This window comes from Anaerotignum lactatifermentans (assembly GCF_014982935.1).
Lineage (GTDB): Bacteria > Bacillota > Clostridia > Lachnospirales > Anaerotignaceae > Anaerotignum > Anaerotignum lactatifermentans.
Genome location: NZ_JADCKK010000008.1, coordinates 1 through 15,972, shown reverse-complemented (window position 1 = coordinate 15,972; position 15,972 = coordinate 1). Strand labels below are relative to the sequence as shown.

The 15,972-nt window shown below is 40.5% G+C and carries 17 protein-coding genes; 2 read left to right on the top strand and 15 right to left on the bottom strand.

Going from position 1 to position 15,972, the window contains the following annotated elements:
• Window positions 1-21: 21 nt before the first annotated feature.
• From INF29_RS03290 to INF29_RS03260, 7 genes are all read right to left on the bottom strand, one after another.
• The gene (locus tag INF29_RS03290) at window positions 22-852 is read right to left on the bottom strand and encodes a hypothetical protein (RefSeq protein ID WP_243184075.1); all 831 of its coding nucleotides are present in this window, start codon (window positions 850-852) and stop codon (window positions 22-24) included.
• A 12-nt stretch (window positions 853-864) separates the two neighbouring features.
• Window positions 865-1,089, bottom strand: coding sequence for an Imm17 family immunity protein (locus INF29_RS03285; RefSeq protein WP_193484592.1), 225 nt, complete (start codon window positions 1,087-1,089; stop codon window positions 865-867).
• Between the two features lie 66 nt (window positions 1,090-1,155).
• Window positions 1,156-1,437 (bottom strand): hypothetical protein, encoded by a 282-nt coding sequence (locus INF29_RS03280; RefSeq protein WP_243184074.1) that lies wholly within the window; start codon window positions 1,435-1,437, stop codon window positions 1,156-1,158.
• 17 nt (window positions 1,438-1,454) lie between these two features.
• Window positions 1,455-2,297 (bottom strand): DUF2262 domain-containing protein, encoded by an 843-nt coding sequence (locus tag INF29_RS03275; RefSeq protein WP_193484590.1) that lies wholly within the window; start codon window positions 2,295-2,297, stop codon window positions 1,455-1,457.
• A 12-nt stretch (window positions 2,298-2,309) separates the two neighbouring features.
• The gene (locus INF29_RS03270) at window positions 2,310-3,692 is read right to left on the bottom strand and encodes a DUF6138 family protein (RefSeq protein ID WP_193484588.1); all 1,383 of its coding nucleotides are present in this window, start codon (window positions 3,690-3,692) and stop codon (window positions 2,310-2,312) included.
• A 12-nt stretch (window positions 3,693-3,704) separates the two neighbouring features.
• Complete coding sequence (locus INF29_RS03265; protein WP_272872623.1) at window positions 3,705-4,748, bottom strand: hypothetical protein; 1,044 nt, start codon at window positions 4,746-4,748, stop codon at window positions 3,705-3,707.
• 427 nt (window positions 4,749-5,175) lie between these two features.
• Window positions 5,176-5,598, bottom strand: a complete 423-nt coding sequence (locus INF29_RS03260; protein ID WP_193484584.1) for an LOG family protein — start codon at window positions 5,596-5,598, stop codon at window positions 5,176-5,178.
• Window positions 5,599-5,712: 114 nt separating this feature from the next.
• Between INF29_RS03260 and INF29_RS03255 the strand changes: the two genes are divergently transcribed.
• Window positions 5,713-5,952, top strand: a complete 240-nt coding sequence (locus INF29_RS03255; protein WP_193484582.1) for a helix-turn-helix domain-containing protein — start codon at window positions 5,713-5,715, stop codon at window positions 5,950-5,952.
• A gap of 175 nt (window positions 5,953-6,127) precedes the next feature.
• Here the strand turns inward: INF29_RS03255 and INF29_RS03250 are convergent, their stop codons facing one another.
• Genes INF29_RS03250 through INF29_RS03215 form a run of 8 tightly spaced genes read right to left on the bottom strand, consistent with a single transcriptional unit; the run spans window position 6,128 to window position 13,586 of the window.
• Window positions 6,128-6,388, bottom strand: a complete 261-nt coding sequence (locus tag INF29_RS03250; RefSeq protein ID WP_193484580.1) for a helix-turn-helix domain-containing protein — start codon at window positions 6,386-6,388, stop codon at window positions 6,128-6,130.
• Entirely contained in the window at window positions 6,381-8,357 is a 1,977-nt protein-coding gene (locus INF29_RS03245; protein WP_193484578.1) for a type IV secretory system conjugative DNA transfer family protein, read from the bottom strand. The genes INF29_RS03250 and INF29_RS03245 overlap by 8 nt, the downstream gene beginning before the upstream one ends.
• A gap of 4 nt (window positions 8,358-8,361) precedes the next feature.
• Window positions 8,362-9,975 carry a DUF3991 and toprim domain-containing protein gene (locus INF29_RS03240; protein ID WP_193484576.1) on the bottom strand — a complete coding sequence of 538 codons (1,614 nt, stop codon included), beginning with the start codon at window positions 9,973-9,975 and terminating at the stop codon, window positions 8,362-8,364.
• A complete protein-coding gene (locus tag INF29_RS03235; protein ID WP_193484574.1) occupies window positions 9,944-10,408 on the bottom strand; it encodes a hypothetical protein in 465 nt (154 codons plus the stop codon). The genes INF29_RS03240 and INF29_RS03235 overlap by 32 nt, the downstream gene beginning before the upstream one ends.
• Window positions 10,409-10,420: 12 nt before the next feature.
• Window positions 10,421-11,233, bottom strand: coding sequence for an amidoligase family protein (locus INF29_RS03230; protein ID WP_193484572.1), 813 nt, complete (start codon window positions 11,231-11,233; stop codon window positions 10,421-10,423).
• A 12-nt stretch (window positions 11,234-11,245) separates the two neighbouring features.
• Window positions 11,246-12,607 (bottom strand): MobP3 family relaxase, encoded by a 1,362-nt coding sequence (mobP3, locus tag INF29_RS03225; RefSeq protein ID WP_193484570.1) that lies wholly within the window; start codon window positions 12,605-12,607, stop codon window positions 11,246-11,248.
• A gap of 8 nt (window positions 12,608-12,615) precedes the next feature.
• The gene (locus tag INF29_RS03220; protein ID WP_193484568.1) at window positions 12,616-13,179 is read right to left on the bottom strand and encodes a hypothetical protein; all 564 of its coding nucleotides are present in this window, start codon (window positions 13,177-13,179) and stop codon (window positions 12,616-12,618) included.
• Window positions 13,176-13,586, bottom strand: a complete 411-nt coding sequence (locus INF29_RS03215) for a hypothetical protein (RefSeq protein WP_193484566.1) — start codon at window positions 13,584-13,586, stop codon at window positions 13,176-13,178. Before INF29_RS03215 ends, INF29_RS03220 begins: the two co-directional genes overlap by 4 nt.
• Window positions 13,587-14,822: 1,236 nt before the next feature.
• Between INF29_RS03215 and INF29_RS03210 the strand changes: the two genes are divergently transcribed.
• Window positions 14,823-15,443 carry a hypothetical protein gene (locus tag INF29_RS03210; protein WP_193484564.1) on the top strand — a complete coding sequence of 207 codons (621 nt, stop codon included), beginning with the start codon at window positions 14,823-14,825 and terminating at the stop codon, window positions 15,441-15,443.
• The last annotated feature ends 529 nt before the right edge of the window (window positions 15,444-15,972 follow it).

The window sequence follows — 15,972 nt, the reverse complement described above, 5'->3', positions numbered from 1 at the left end:
TCTGGTAATACAATGGCAGACTCATGCTAATTCATTATCCAAAATTTGGACTTGTTTTCCTTCCTCGTTCACATAGTAAAGCGCAATGTAGTCAATACCGTCTCTCTTAACTTGCTCCCATGGCATACGCTCACCATTTATCAACGCAACCATACCATCTTCATTTACCTGAAAATCTTCTTTTTCATCTTCATAGTCAATACTATAACCTAATTCCAGTATCAGCTTTGAAGCAGGAATTTCATACCGCTTGAGGGTGCGGCGTTCCAATTCATCCAAATCATGTTCATCGCAGAACATATTATCATAACCATGCCGCCCACCGTCAAAAACAACGAACTCCTCTCCGCTCTCCGGATCACGTGCTGTCACAAGTTCTGGAGCAAAATAACTGGGAACAATATATAGCTGTGGTTCTCCGTTTATGGTCAACAAGTCACCGTAGTACCACACTTCCAACCATTCGTTACCACTGGTAGAACACAGTGTCACAGTGGTCAGACGTTTCTGTTTCCACTCCTTAATATGTCCTTCCAACCAACTGGGAGCTTGAAAACATGGTGCTTGTTTCTTCTTTTTGGATGCCTCTTGCATATCATTCCACGGCTCCAGGTCCAAACTGATAATCCAGCCGGTAAAGTCGCTGTATTCCATTGTAGTGTTTGCACGAATGTAATCTTCACCCCAGAGAGCAACATCTTCTTTGCTGTACCAAGTAGTATTCGTTATGCCGTCCTCATTTGTAACTTCACAGCAAAGGTAATCTTCCACATTCGCCTTCCGTAACTCAATCATATGTAAAATATCTGTATCTGCCGAAGAAATTTCCCGAAATATAAATTGAAGTGACATTTTGTCGCCTCCTTACAATAACCAAGACATAATACTAACAACAATCAATACAATCCCCAGCAGGAAGAAAATGACTCTCCTTGAGCCACGACCATAACGATGGGAATCTGGTTTACCGGTTGGATCACAGAGCCAATTCCAATTCATAATTGCCCCAATCAGCAAGACAATGCCTATAATCAGTGTGACAGCATTATGATTTTCCTGCAAAAAAGCAGTTATTTTTTCGGCGTTCATTTACATTCCCTCCTTCCTTTCATCAGGAATTTGCTGACAGAAGATATTCTCACGTTCATTTGCATTTTAGCCTTTACCTTTTTTGAAGTGACCACTTCCTCGATAAGTATTGACCACACAGGTGAAGGGCTGTCCGCAGTGTTTACATCGTATCATGTGAACCATGATCTCGTCCGCCCAGCCATCTTCTGTCTTTATTCTTTCTAATGGACAGGTGGATTCCTCCGAAATAAATTCAAACTCATTTTTCTCCACCAGTTGCTGAATATAAGCAATACAAGCCAGATAGTCCTTTGGAGCGTCGAATTTTCTCCATGTTTGAATGTTTCGACAATGTTCGCACATCATGAGCACATCCCCCCTTGTTATCCCTGTATATCAGCAAATATGGGACCTTTTTTCAGTGTGGCTTCTACAATAACCACATGACCCCAGAACATATCGTCATCCTCGTACCAAACGGTAAAGCGACCACCTGGAGAAACAGAAAATTCTGTTAAAATCAAGCGCTTTCCAAACTCATCCTCCGTAATAGGTTCTTTTTCAGGATTTCGGTCTGTTTGATCGTTATCCGCCAGCCAGTCATTGGCGAGACTTGTATGCTTTTGGGCTGCAAAATCTCGCAATGATTTATCCCAAGTTTCCTGATCCTCTATCAACTTCTTCATCACATTTCGAACTCGTGTCCAAGATGCTTTCTTTTCCATATCAACATCCAGAGAAATGTGGACTTCTTTTCCCATCCAGCGACAGGTTCCAGCGAAAAAACTCATTTCCCTATCCAAAGTCAGCGTTCCCAACAGCTCATCTTCCATCACAATGGGTTTGATGTACTCTGCCCAGATTTCTTCCAGAGCCGGACAAGAAACATTCTCCTCTACGATTTCGGTGACATACCACTGTGTTTCACTAAGTGCTGTGCCTTTCCATTCTCGAACCTTGATCCGATAAATCAACCCTTTTGCAAATCGTTTGGAATACTCACCTGCTTCTCTCTCTTTCTCTGTCAATGGAGAATTTAGGCAGCAGCGATCAGAAATTACTTGACCAGTCTGCACGTCAGCCATAGCTAGAGCATAGGTATGAGCCGTCCAGAAATTATCCATAAATGTTTTATCTGCACTGGTACCACTTTGAATCAGCACCAGCTTTTCCTCATCTTCTGCATGATACAGGGCAATAAAGTCCTTCACTGTTCTTTTTTTCATATGGTACCCCCCTTAGTGAAAGATCTGTTCATATATCTCTCGCAAATGTGCAGGAGCCGCTTTCATGATCTTTTTGCCGCCATTCTCGGAATCCTTTCCCCAGATCCCCCATATCACATCACGCCAAAGATAGACAGTTGCATTTTTACTCCTCTTGGCTTCCTCAGGCAGATAATCCTCCAAATGTTCTTTGATTTTCAACAACGCATTCAGACTCTCCTCGTTTGCAATCAAGGTACGGAACTCCTTGGCAGGCTTAAATCCCTGCATGGACTGCACCCCACTGACCAACACAGGCATTGTCTGGTCAGTAAATCCAAACTTTTTGAAATATACATGGAGAAATTTCTCCTGCACCGAGGAATGTTCATCATCACACAGTTCCAGATAATCACACACAAGCTGCTGCCATTCCAATCCTTCCAATCCAAGTGCAAATACAGCAAAAGTACCTGGCATAGCACACTGTTCATCACTGATATTGTTATAAAATTCGAATTCTTTCATTGCCAATCTTGCATAGCGTTCTATCGTCATATGCAGCTTTGGATACCGCACCGCACAGGCAAATAACTGGTTGATTCCTTTTTTCGGCAAACCGGTAATGGGCAAATATATCTTTTCCACACCACGAAATTCCACAGAATAGCTGTCAGGGAATGCTTCTTGCTCCAGTACCTCACATAGATAGTCCAGCACTTCCTCATAACATTCCTGTGTACCTTCTTTGGCTGTAATACGGATGGTAGCAAAAGCATCATTTGCAGATGCAGTCATTCTTTCTGTTTTTCGCTTCCGAATCTCAGGTGGCAGTTTTCCGCTGCCATTGGCTTTCAACTCCTTTACCATATCGGGGCGGATCTTGGAAACTAAGCCCAAAATATGCTCGGTGGTAAGAGATTCAAAACTTTGTCCATACACGGTATGGCAAACGGCTACATAGCAGGCAAATCGAAGCAGGTTATCGTCCACATCTTCTTCTCGCAGCTCTGGACACACCGTACAGGGTGGAAAGACGGTAAAGCCATCATCTCGCTCTCCAACGATGAAGTACCGTTCCTGCACCTGCTTTTCTATATACTTCTCCAGCTCATAACGAACTTCTACCCACCCTACTAACTGACGCATAGCATCGCAGAAAACAACCGCATCCTCATATGGAAATTCTTTTAGCGGCAATTGATATAAATAACGTTCTAAAATCTGGTTTGGAAGAAAAGGTGTCCCCTTTTCATTTCTTATAACAACGGGATAATCCGCATGGTTTTCTCTTGCTGTACCATTCAGCACATCCTGGATGCACTGATCTGCATGTTCCAGAACCTCTGCATCCGTATCCGGTTTATGTATCAGATAATAACGCCCATTTACGCCGTCTCTTTTTGGCAAACGCATCTATATCACCTCTCAGGTCTGCTGGTGCTGCATAGAAACCACTTTACAATCCGAACAAACTTCAATATAAAGTGTTCCTTCTGTTCCCTCCATAATGGTATCCCATTGGATTTGAGCTAAATATTTCATAGGTTTTCCGCACACAGGACAAGTGGTATATTCCCAGTCCTGTACCCAATTAGCAAAACCACCAACTGTATTAACATCCTCATAGAAAGCTCCATAAAACAAAGGAACTGAATTTTTTGCCAGCACAAATGGATTTTCTGCCATAGATCTATAATCTTCCGGTCTCATGTAGCATTCCATTTCCTCTTCGTCATCATAAAGTTTGGAAGGAAAAACTTCTGTACCACCATCTAAAGTAAAACGATTGTAGGCAGGACCTTCCAAAAATCCGACACAGTTTGGACAGCAAGTAGCGGTCAAAATTCCATCTATGCCTAAAAACTTCAGTCGCTCATCTCTGCCATCCAGAACAAAAATATCTACCATTTTTCCACCGCAGTGCGGGCAGGAATCTTCTCGTATGCGACCGATTTTGACTGGTGTTTCTTCATCTGCTGTCCCCTTTACCATGGGATAACAAGTATCAAAATTGAGCTGAATGCGATGACCCTCTTTATCAAAAGTCCACCCGCCACACTGGGCATAAATGGATGGATCAACATATAGACGCTTTCTCCAAGGACGAGGAGCACGTTCCAGTTCAAGCAGCGTTTCCAGCGCCTGATCATCCCCTTGCATCGCAAGGCAGCTCATCAGATTGGATGCTTTATTAGCGTCTTTTGACTCCAATAGTGCCGCTTTCAATCCATCTCTCACATCTTCTGGCGCATGGTAGTAGATCTCGCAGGGATAGAATACGTTTGCTTCCAAAGCGGCTCTCTGAATTTCTGGTGTAATGGCATCCAAATAACTAAGCAATTTCCAGAAATCTGTAAATGCTGGTTCCTGATAATCTTCCAGACCTTTTATATTCTCCATCAGGTTTTGCTGCTTTTGTGCAATCTGTTCCGGTGTCCATGCAAGCGCATCCTGACGTTCTTTTTCCATTTGACATTTCCAACATAAACCTTCATAACCTAAAGAAGTTCCGCAACTAGGGCAACGATATTTCAAACTCATACTCCCCGCTCCTTTCCATCAATACAAAAAAAGCCCTGCATCCATACTGTCAAAAGGACAGCATAATGCAAGGCATGAAAAATTTAGGAGAAAAATCATACTTTTTATCAGATACGATTTCTTTCCATGTCATCACTAAGTGATTCTTTTCTTTTCGATGATGATAGTGTTTCTGCTTCATACGATGTTACCTCATCAAAAATAGTGTAAACTTCTTACTTTTTTCTATATTTTTTAATAAATATGCACAAAATTAGCTTATAAAAATTATAAAAGAAAAACTTCAAAATTACAAGCAAATCAACAGTATAAGATATCTTAATTCTACCAATTATTTTATTTGAAATCGTTCTCTTTATTTGAAAAAAATAATTTTTTTATTCTTTCGCTGGGCATATTCCAGCGTTTTTGCAGCTCCACCCCAGCTATGCAGCACATAACTGACCACAACATCCGACTGCTCTACCATCCACCGATTTCTTTGGACAATCGCAAACTTCTTTGGAACTGATTCCAGCGGCGGATACAGGGAACTATCACAAGGCGATATATCTTTTCGCCTGTTCAGATAGGGCAAAATCAAAACTAGTTCGATATGAGGATATCGCTTTTTTTGTTCCGCCAATACCGAAGCTGCCAGTCTGTCAAAGGCGCCGTATCCGCCAAGGTAAAACGTTTCAGCTCCCTTTACAATCAAATTCTCTGTTACTCTTTCCAGCCAAGCCCTTACTTCTTTCTTGTCATAAAGCTCTTTATGCCCACAAAATGTAATAATCATGGAACATCCCCCCTTGTATCTATCATACCGCAAATGGTTAGAATAGTACAGTCACAGGGACTATTTTTATTTTCTCTGACCATATAATCATATAAAAAACAGGAGGTGAGTGATTTGAAATTAAACGAAGCAGTAAGCAAACGCCTTAAGGAATTGCTGGACGAAAAGAATATGACGCAATATCAGCTATATGTGAAAAGCGGTGTGCCGAAATCCACCATCGGAAATATCATGCATTGCTCTTATGACTCCGTGAAGCTTCGTGTCATTCATGAACTCTGCCAAGGACTTGACATCAGCATTCCTGATTTTTTCAACTCACCGCTCTTCCTTGAAGACTCTCTGGAACCATAAATTCATATAATCGAGCCTATTTCTTTTTTTCTCTGTATACTATGTAACTGTTAAAGTGAACAGTTCACATTCTCGGCTCACATTGAGCCATACCATAGCTCACGCAAAAGATAGACCTCCCCCTTGGCGTTTTTTCATCGTTTTTTGAGGGGAATTTTTTTATTCTTTTTCAAATTCATTCAATAAAATAGAGATTGCTGCTTTTTCCACCATTGTCACGAAACCGATTTTCTTTTTTGATGTATGCGCTTCTTTCCAATTCATGAATGGAACGCTTTACTGACGCCAAAGAAAGATGCAGATCTTTGGCTATGGTTTTCATGGAGGGATAGCAGCTTTTTGTTTCTTTACTTGCACGTTCACAAAGATATAAATAAACAGATACGGCTTTGCTGGAAAGCTCTGTATCCTGATAGACCTTCATTTTGTCAATCATCACTTTTTTCCACCCCTTTCATAGTTTTCGATATATTGCGCAACGGTTTGTCTTGTTCCTGCATTGGACGTTTGACAGTCTGCTGGATAGGATTTTGAGTCAGACCATATTTTTTTGCAATGGCTTCCTCAATGGTCTTTTTATTTGCGTAATGCACCTTTCTCACCACTTCTTGACGCATTGGATATGTTTCATTCAATTCGATCCCCCACTCAAAAAACAGCCTCAGCTTTGTTTTCATTGGCTTTACGCCTGTTCTTGTGACGATGAACGTATCTTTTGGCATGATCTTAAGCTCATCTGGTGTCATCAGCGGTCTGCCCGTCATTTGAAGTGACTTAGATTTATCTCTGCCCTGCGAGATACTTCCTGTCATAACTGTCCTATCCCCCAATGTTTTGGATAATACATTTGCTGCTTCGGAGTTTGGTGCAAAGCCGCCATATATGCAGAGCTGGCAGTTATCTATGATGATGTCCGCACCTTCTTTGCCATAGTTCTTTTCTAGCTGTGCCAATGATTGTATGATAGGCACAAAGCTGATTCGTCTGGAACGGCTGGCGGAAAACATCATTTCCGCAGACTGTATGACAGGCAGTGTACCAAACTCATCTAGGAAGAACATGACTCTATTTGGCAGCTTTCCGCCCATTTCATCGGCAATGGAAAGCATTTCTCGATATAACTGCTGTACGATCAAAGAAATGAGGAAATATTTGCTGTTATCTTCCTCTGGCATGATCAAAAACACCGCCGACTTGTTCCTACAAAATTTTTCCGTATTGATTTTCGTTTCAAAGCATAATAACTGTTCAATTTCAGAATCTAGGAATGCATTCAGCCTGGACAATGCTGTTGAGAGTACAGATGCCATTGCCTGGTCTGAAGTATTCAATGCGGCACCAGAAAGCCATCTTGCTTTATGTTCTTCAGGCAGTTTTTCCATAAGTAATTTAAACTGACTTTTGCCTTTCACTTCCGATGGTCCCAATAAATCTTGAATCAATTTGAATACACTGATGATATGTCTTTCTTCGCCTTTTTCTTCTGTTTCATTTTTCTCTGGTTGAAATAAAATCACTGCTTCCACTTCTCGACTATTTACTTCCTGCGCTTTTGGCAAAAAATCTATGTTTTTTTCAATACATTTTTTTCTCATTTGTTCTATTTCTTTTTTACGTTCTTCCAGTGCTTTCTGTTTTCTCTTTTCCTGTTCCAATGTAAGAGCGTAGGGCGAACAGAATTCCGCAATCACTAATATCACAGCGGTGATCAAGCCTTCTGCCGAATCATAGAAAAAGGCATTTTGTCCTGCGTTGGCAGAATCAAATCCACCAGAATTCATAACCGTTTTGGATATTATCTTTGCATACTTCTCCGCTTTTGCCTTTGCCACAAGGGAGTCTGTCTGCAAATATTCATCCATGTAGTGGTTCACCATATGAAGCATATTGAAACCATCGCTTTGGGTTGGATTTCTCAAATCCAGCACCGAAATATCATAGCCATAATACTTTTTTGCAATGGGTGCATAGCTACGTAGCAAATCGCCCTTTGTATCGGTCGTGACGAAGCTCATACCAGACGCACAGCAATATTCCAGATTTGGATATAAAAACTTAGCTGTTTTGCCCACACCAGCAGCACCGATCATCAGTGCGTGAACATCTCCTTCCTCCACGATTGCTGTGACTGTTTTCTTTTTTCCGAACTTCATCATATTGCATCCAATGATAATGCCTTGGGGCAGGTCGCAAGGAGGCTTTCGCCTCCAGACCTGTGGTTCATATCTCACTCTTTGAAATGCCGCATCAATTTCCTTTGGTGTGGCAAAACTGGCAGAACCATGTTGTCCATCGCCTACGGTCTTACTTTTGATGTTCAAAGACTTCCTGTCGATCAATAACATACAGACCATAAAGGCACCGAAAATCAATAGCAACGGCATCAACTTCCATAAGTTCTCCATTTATTCAGTCTCCCATCATAAGCTCCATTTGTTCTTGCTGCCCCTCTGGTTCCTCCTGTTCCAGATTTTTTGAATACGAAGCAGCTCTATGTTCTTCCACTTTCTGTGTTGCAAAAGTATTCCTTCGTTCCAGCTCCTGTGAATACTCCGTTTCCACATAGATGATGGCTCTCATTGCCATGTCCGCCATGTTTTTTACCCATACAAAAAGAGATGGCTGTTCTTGAACCGAAAGGGTTTTCAAGTGTTCCATCTCTTCTTTCATTTCCTGTATGCGTCGATCCATTCTCGCTTTATCCAGATATGGTTTATATGCATTTTCCAATTCCTGTATAGTGGTTTGGTACATGGTCAGTTCCGGCAAGTTGTCATCTCGTTTCATTTCACACATCAAGCAGACGGACAAATCTGCCATACGCAAAATGCTGGCAAGCAGTGGTTTCGTGTCCGCTTCTCCTTTTTTCACCGATTTTTCTGCTTGCTTGAAATCTCTTTTGATCTGTTCCAGATAAAAAGAGAAACCTGATTTTTCGTATTCCTGTTTACGCCATCTCATATATTGGCTTTCTGTGTTGGCGTTCATGATACCCAGCTTTCTGACTGCAACATGGTATGCTGTTTTCTTCGGATGTGACTGCGGAAAGATAGCTTCCACGCCATGTTCCGCTTTCAGCTGCTCGTTCCAGTCTTTATAAAGAGGGTATTTCCTTTTGATTTTTTCTGCCTCATAACCCTTTTCAATGAGGATATCATTTAATTTATCACAAGCTTCCATGCCTGCTGCATCATAATCCAGACAGAGAAAAATCTCATAGATATTTTTTTGGTCTTCCAAAAATTGCAGTAATGGTTTTGCTGAAAGTCCATCCAGTGCCAAAAAGCTGTCTGCTTTCCATTCATCATTTCTCAACGTAATAAACGACATCAAATCGATAGCAGCTTCAAACACATAGAGCTTGCTACTATCCCCTCGCCAGCAAAAACCATACCTGCAATCAGAACCGGCAACAGTCATTCGGAATCCTTTTGACTGCTCCGCTGTGGATTTTTTGCAGGCTGACTTTGCTACTCCGTCTTTATCTGTTCCCACAAAAACCACGTTGCCGTGTTCCTTTTCCTGATAAAGTATATTCTGTTCCACAAAACTTCTCACCACATCTTTGTCCAGAAATCTTGTCTTTAAAAGATAGGCGAATACTCGTTTCATATTATTGTCTTTTTCAGGAAGTTTGAACTCTGATTTTTTAGTACCGTCTTCGCATTTAGCTGTATTACCATTGACTTTGGTTTCCTCACTAACTTTTGGCTTTTCCTGTTCTGTGTTTTTCTTCCTGCCAAGCTCTGGTTCTTCTCCATGCAGAAGCTCTTTCATAGCAGTACGAAAGTTCATACCATAAAACTCCTGCATAAATTTCAACGGATAGCCGCCTTGCATTTTTTTATGGTCATACCATCGGTTCCTTCTGATGGAAATACTGTCATGCTCTCCTGTGGAGTCTTTATAGATCAGCACTGACTCGCTTCCTGTTTTTTTCAAGCGTTCCCCTTTTTGCTGAAGGAATTCCTCCAGATTGGTCTGATTTGCCTTATCGATCTGTTCCTGGGTATAAAGTGCCATATGTTTCCTCCCTATCCTTTGCCCTATCAAGAGCGTTTTCCACACAGCTGTAATCAAAGCTGTGTTCCTCATACGCTTCTTCCATTGCTTCCACTTCTTTTTCTTTTGGGAATGCAAATGGTGTTTCTCTCATCAGAAAAACCATTACATCCAAAACACCTTTTTCTGTTTTTAGGTTCCAGTTTGTCTTTTGATAGATTTCATTGGGATAAATTGCTTCCATGTTCTGTAAATCAGATTCTTCCAACTTCCAAATAACTGCTGGCACGATTTCATCTCCAACCTCTAGTGTAGGCATAGCAGTTTCATAAAACCTGCGGAATTCCAATGCACAGTCTTTCAGACCGCATTGCATAAAAAGTATTGCTGATGGGCAAATCTCCTCTAGATATCCTTCCCTCATATATCCATCATAAGTTAACAAATAAACCATGTTTCTTCCTCCTTATAAATCCATTTTCATAGATGCAGTATTTTCTGTTTGTTCTTCCGTCTGAATCTCTTCTGGTTCCATCATCTTCTGCCATGCGGAGTTTCCTTCCAGATTTTTTGTCAGCATTTTTCTTGCAAATTTATATTCCTCACCAACCATGCCAGCTCGCACCAACCAGGTACGCATCATGAATTTATCATTTTGATTCTCACTTTTCTTTTGGCTGACAGTACGGTTATTTTCCGCAAAGCCGCTGACAATCTGTGCGAACTGAATATCACTGAGCAGTTCTTTTTGATGGAGTGTGCTTTTGAAATAAGGAAATGAAATAATGCCGTTCTCTTTTCCTTGACTGGTATCTGCCACTTGTGAAAAGGGAATGTCTAACGCTTTTTGAAATAATTCCCCTTTGCTCTCATAAAGATTTTCCAGATTGATTTGGTACTTCTCCCAGTTCTCAATACAACTTACATCCAAAAGTAAATTTATTTTTGTAGAGTCATTGACGATGGCACCTTTCAGTTCCAACTGTTCCAAGGCTTTTTCCAGCACTGGAAACTCATTTTCATATAAAAATGGTGATAGCAGTTTCACTTGGTACATATAGTTTGCTCCCACCACTTTTTCTCCCTTATATTTTTCTGCCTTGATTCTGTCAGAAGAATAAATACGCCATGTTTTCTCTGTGCTGTCTTTTACTTCATAGTAGTTTTCATCTGATTGAAAGTTATAGTCGGTTTGAAATATATCTGCCAGTATCTCTGCCGCGGCTTTCCTTGTAATCCCCGTCATATCCATCTCAACACCATATTTTTTCCATCTCATACGCTTCCCTCCTTACATTTTCTGTCCATGGGCTTCTTTCTTTTCCATGATTTTACGCATCAGCTTCTTATCCACATGAATCTGCTGTTTCTTTCTGTCATAATCTTCCTGAATCATGTGGCTAATGTGTTTCATGAGAAGCAGGAACTGTTTTTGCGCCTGCATTTGATGAAACTTTTTCGTTCGTTCTTCCCAGCTTTCTTGACGATTTACTTTTTTATGATTTCGTTCTTCTGGTTCTGCTGCTATGACTTCATTCATTTCCAACAGTATCAATGCAGATTTCAAAACCATGTTTTTGATATTGCGGAACTCTGGTTCTTCCGCAAGTGTTTTTCTGGCACGTTCCTGATTCTGATATGTAGAAAGGATATCATCTTTCAATCCCAGCCAGCTTTCATAGGCTTGTGAAATCTTTTTGTCCTTGCTGATTTCTTTGACTATCTCATCCACAAGCACTTTATTTTCTTTTTCCAGCCTGCCATAAACCTTTTTGTGTTTTGCTGTTTTCAGTTTTTGAGATAACTCCCAAAGCAATGCTTCCGCTTTTGGATTATCTGTATATTCCATTGCCATTGCCTGTTTCAGTTTCCTGTCAAAGTAATTTTTCACTTCGTCCCTGACTTCATCTTTCTGCTCATAGATATGATACAATTCATCATGGAATATCTCGTTGGCAAAGGAACTTCTTAACTTCATCAAGTTCTGTCTGCCCAAATATCCTTCTCTTGGATTTTTGGAATAGCACATCAGATGGATATGAGGATGATGCCCTTCATTATGAAAAGCACCATACCATACAAAATGCTCCAAAGGAATTCCCATTGCCTTTGCAATCTCTGGTGATTTCCCTCGCACCAGTTCTCGCCATGTGTTGGCATGATCATATCCCAGACGAGCTGCATCCTCTCGTTTTAAGGAAAGCACGAATGTCCAGATGTTGCCGTTATGTTCCGATGCTTCTTTTGCCACTTGATTCAGATTGATTTCTTTATCCGAGCCATTCCAAAGTGCGTGTCCATGTTTTCCTCGTTCTGCTCTTGGTCTTTTAGCAAGGTAGCCCACATAGTTTTCCATACTGCCTTCCCTTGCCAAACCTTCTTCGGCAATTTTATTGATCAGTTCCGCAGCGTTTTCTCTTGTTGGATTTTGCAAATAGTCTTCATACTCCTGTTCACAACTTTCTTTCAATTCTTTATGGGCTTTCAGTTCTTTTTCGATCCATTTCTTTTGATGTTCAGTAGCTTCTGTTTGGGACTGATTCACCTCAAACTTTTCTGCATTTGGTCTTGTGGCAACATACTTCACATAATTTTTTACTTTTGACGGCTTTTGCATTTTTAGATATCTTGGTGTAAAAACAAGTCTTGGCATATCATCACCTACATTTCAAATTGCATCTCATTGTCTTGTTTCGATTCCAAGCGGTCTTTCAACTCGTCCTCTGTTTCCATATGGAAGTCATCGGGCCAGAAATCCAGATAGACCACGCCATGTTGCGTTTCTATCCCTCTTTGTGCAAAGCCTTCACCCCAACCATCACTGTACTGTCCGTTAAAATAATCTTTCAGGATTTCGATCTCTTGATCTGTCAAGGGTTTTTCGATATCACATACCATAACGCCATATGCTTTATCCTCTACGGTTTCGACCCTGGGATATGCCGCCGTTACTTTTTTCAGCAGATCTTTATGGATTTCTCTGCTTCCATAAGCAAAGTAATGCATCAGCCCCATATCTTCATCTGTTTCATGATCCCATTCCTTACGGATGGCTTGATTGATTTCTTCCTGATAGGCTGTCAGGTCTTCTGCTGTCAGAAAATCGAAATCTACTTCTCCCAGTTCCTCCATAGCTTCTTCATCAAAATACGAATCGTAATCCATATCTTTGTTGAAGTCATAATCTATGATGCCCTGCACAGGACTATAAAATCTGTATTTCATTCCTCATCACTCCTTTGATATCTTACGGCTTCTTCCATGGTAAGAATGCCGTTGATCTTTTTTACTTCATTGACGCATCGGATATGAAGTCTTCGCATAGTTGCCTCATCCATATCGTTAATAGCGGCAAGCATACTTTCCAACTTTGCCATCTCCACCGCAATTTTGAAAAGCATACGTGCCAAATGGTTTTCTGATGTTTTGACGATCCCTGCCATGGACTCCAATATCACATCAGATAAAAAATCCGTATGTGTTTGCGATGAAACATATCCGGAATAAAACTCGATGGCTCTTTCGATAAAATCATTTCGTACTTTGCAGTCTGATATACGCATACCTTCCTCGCATTTTCTCAATGTTTCATCGGATATTCGAATGGTTATTTTATTCTTTTTATCATCCATTGATAACTCTCTCCTTTTCTGTAAAAATCGGTTTAATGTCAGTCTTGATGTCAGCCAAAGCAAGGTGAAAATCCCATTTTGTCTAAGGCTTCTGGTTTATCTCTTCTGAGAAAAACGTTTTTATTGAGGTCAGCCTTCTGATTTTGATGTCAGCTCTGAGAGCCAAAAAATCCCCGCACTGCGGGTGATTTGAGGAAACGCCAGCCCATTTGATGGCTGGCTTTCACCTGCAAACATTTTTCGCATCTGTCAAAGTCCCCTTTGGCAGATATTGATTCCCAATATCCCCTTTTTTCCTTTGTCCAAAATCGGGGCAAATTCGCTCCAAACTGCCTTGCCCTGCAACTACTCCACTTGCTCCGCAAAGCGGCACACAAGGGCAAACAGGGCGCAAAAAAAAGGCGAAACCTTTTGGCTCACCTACTCTTGCGTATTTTTATTCTATTTTTCGTATCTGGCAAAGTCACCTCTGGCAAATGTTTGCTCTCAAAACCTCCTTTTTTTCTTTGCCCAAAATTGGGGCAAATTCGCTCCAAACTGCCTTGCCCTGCAACTGTTCCACCTGTTCCGCAAAGCGGCACACAAGGGCAAACAGGGTGCAAAAAAGGCGAACCATTTAACGGCTCGTCTTGTCATGTTGTTTTCTGCTCTGTGTACTCCTATTCTCTTTTGATAAAAACTACTCCCAATCTGATAGGATTTTTTCAAGAAATTTTGTCCTTTGTGTTTGCATGATAACGTTGCATATCAAATCAAGGTCACTGAAACCTTGTCTTCATTTTCCATTCAGAAAATCTAAAACAACCATTTTTTTGTCTGTTTCCTTATGACTTTAATTCCAATCTGCTCTGCACAATTCAGATAAAATTCATGATTTTGGAAATCATTTTATTTCTTTCTACCCTACATGTTATAGTTATGAGATAGAAAATCTTTCACCAACCTGAAAAAAATTGCTCTATACATGGATTTCTACAGTGCAAAAACCTTCCGTCTTTGGTAAAAATACTTCGGTTCATTCTCTTTTTCATTTTTCTTTCACCTCACTTTCCAAAACAAAATCTAGCATCTGATTATCAAAAGCTTTCACGATTTTCATATTTTCCAGCACTATTTCAAATCAAAAAGCCAATCCAGAAACATAATTGTTTTCATTTTTTTACTTGACACATGTTTTCACCAGAGTTTATATACCACAAGCGGCTTTGCCGACTTTTTGAAAAGGTGGTTTTACTTATGGATATTTTTCAACATTTTCTTTCGCATCATGATGAAAACGTGTCAGCGTTCTCAGATGTTTTTCGTACTGCAAAAGAATTTCATCAGCTTCTTGGACGAAAAAGTTACCTGCTGGATCACTATTTATCTATGCTTTTTCGCCTGATTACGGAAATGGATTTCTGCATTTTGGAAGATAAAATTTATCAAACCATTTCGGAATTGCAGAAGAAAATGCTGGATGATTTAGAAAACAATGCCGACTCCATTCCTATGTTTAATTGTCAGGAGCCTGCCACCCAGCAGGAACTTTGCTGGACTGCATTGGCAGATACGCTGCTGGAACAGGCACTCATTGACTTTCTCAAGCAAAATACTTTGATTTATCATACAGCTATCGACCTTGTGGATTTGAAGCAGACAGAACAAAAACTCATCGAACTCCTCAGGAAAGATGTCTGGGAACAGTTCCAGCAGAAGCTGATTCATTGTTTTCTTCCCTGCTCCTTGATGCAATTATTTCGTCAGGGTATCATCATAGAGATCACAAAACGTTTTTTGTCACGAGATTTGGAAACGGATCAGGAAACCTTTCGATTGTATCTCAAGCGTTTTTTCTCAGAAGATTGCAGCCAATAAACGGTTGCTTTTTTCTGATTTTTCTTACTTCACATTCTCATAAGCATCACTTCATTTCATATTTTTATAGTAAAAATGAGATAAAACTTGTAACAGGGGCAGCAGGGGCAGTTATTTTAGCAGTACCAGAAAAACCGTCACTACCGTCACTGTTTGCATCATAACTGGAAATAAAACTCCGAGTTTTTCTTGATTTCAAAGGCTTTTCTGCATATTGGTTTTTTATCATAACAGGGGCAGTAGAAATATTTTTCCATATATAACTGTCACTGTATATCTTGCCCCTACCCTGCTTCTGGTTTAATTGCCTTTGTTCTTCTGAGATTCCTTATTGCAATTTCTCTTTTACATTTGATTTATTTTCCTTTTCAACCTCCTCACTTTGTTCCATATACCAATAGACATCACCCCCTCGTATTATAAAGTAGTAGTGTTTATAGACTCTCTCCAAGGTCTGTATGCTATACTGTTGGAGATACTGTGGATTGTTTATCACCCCCTACCACTTGATGGTTTATGAAAGGCTACA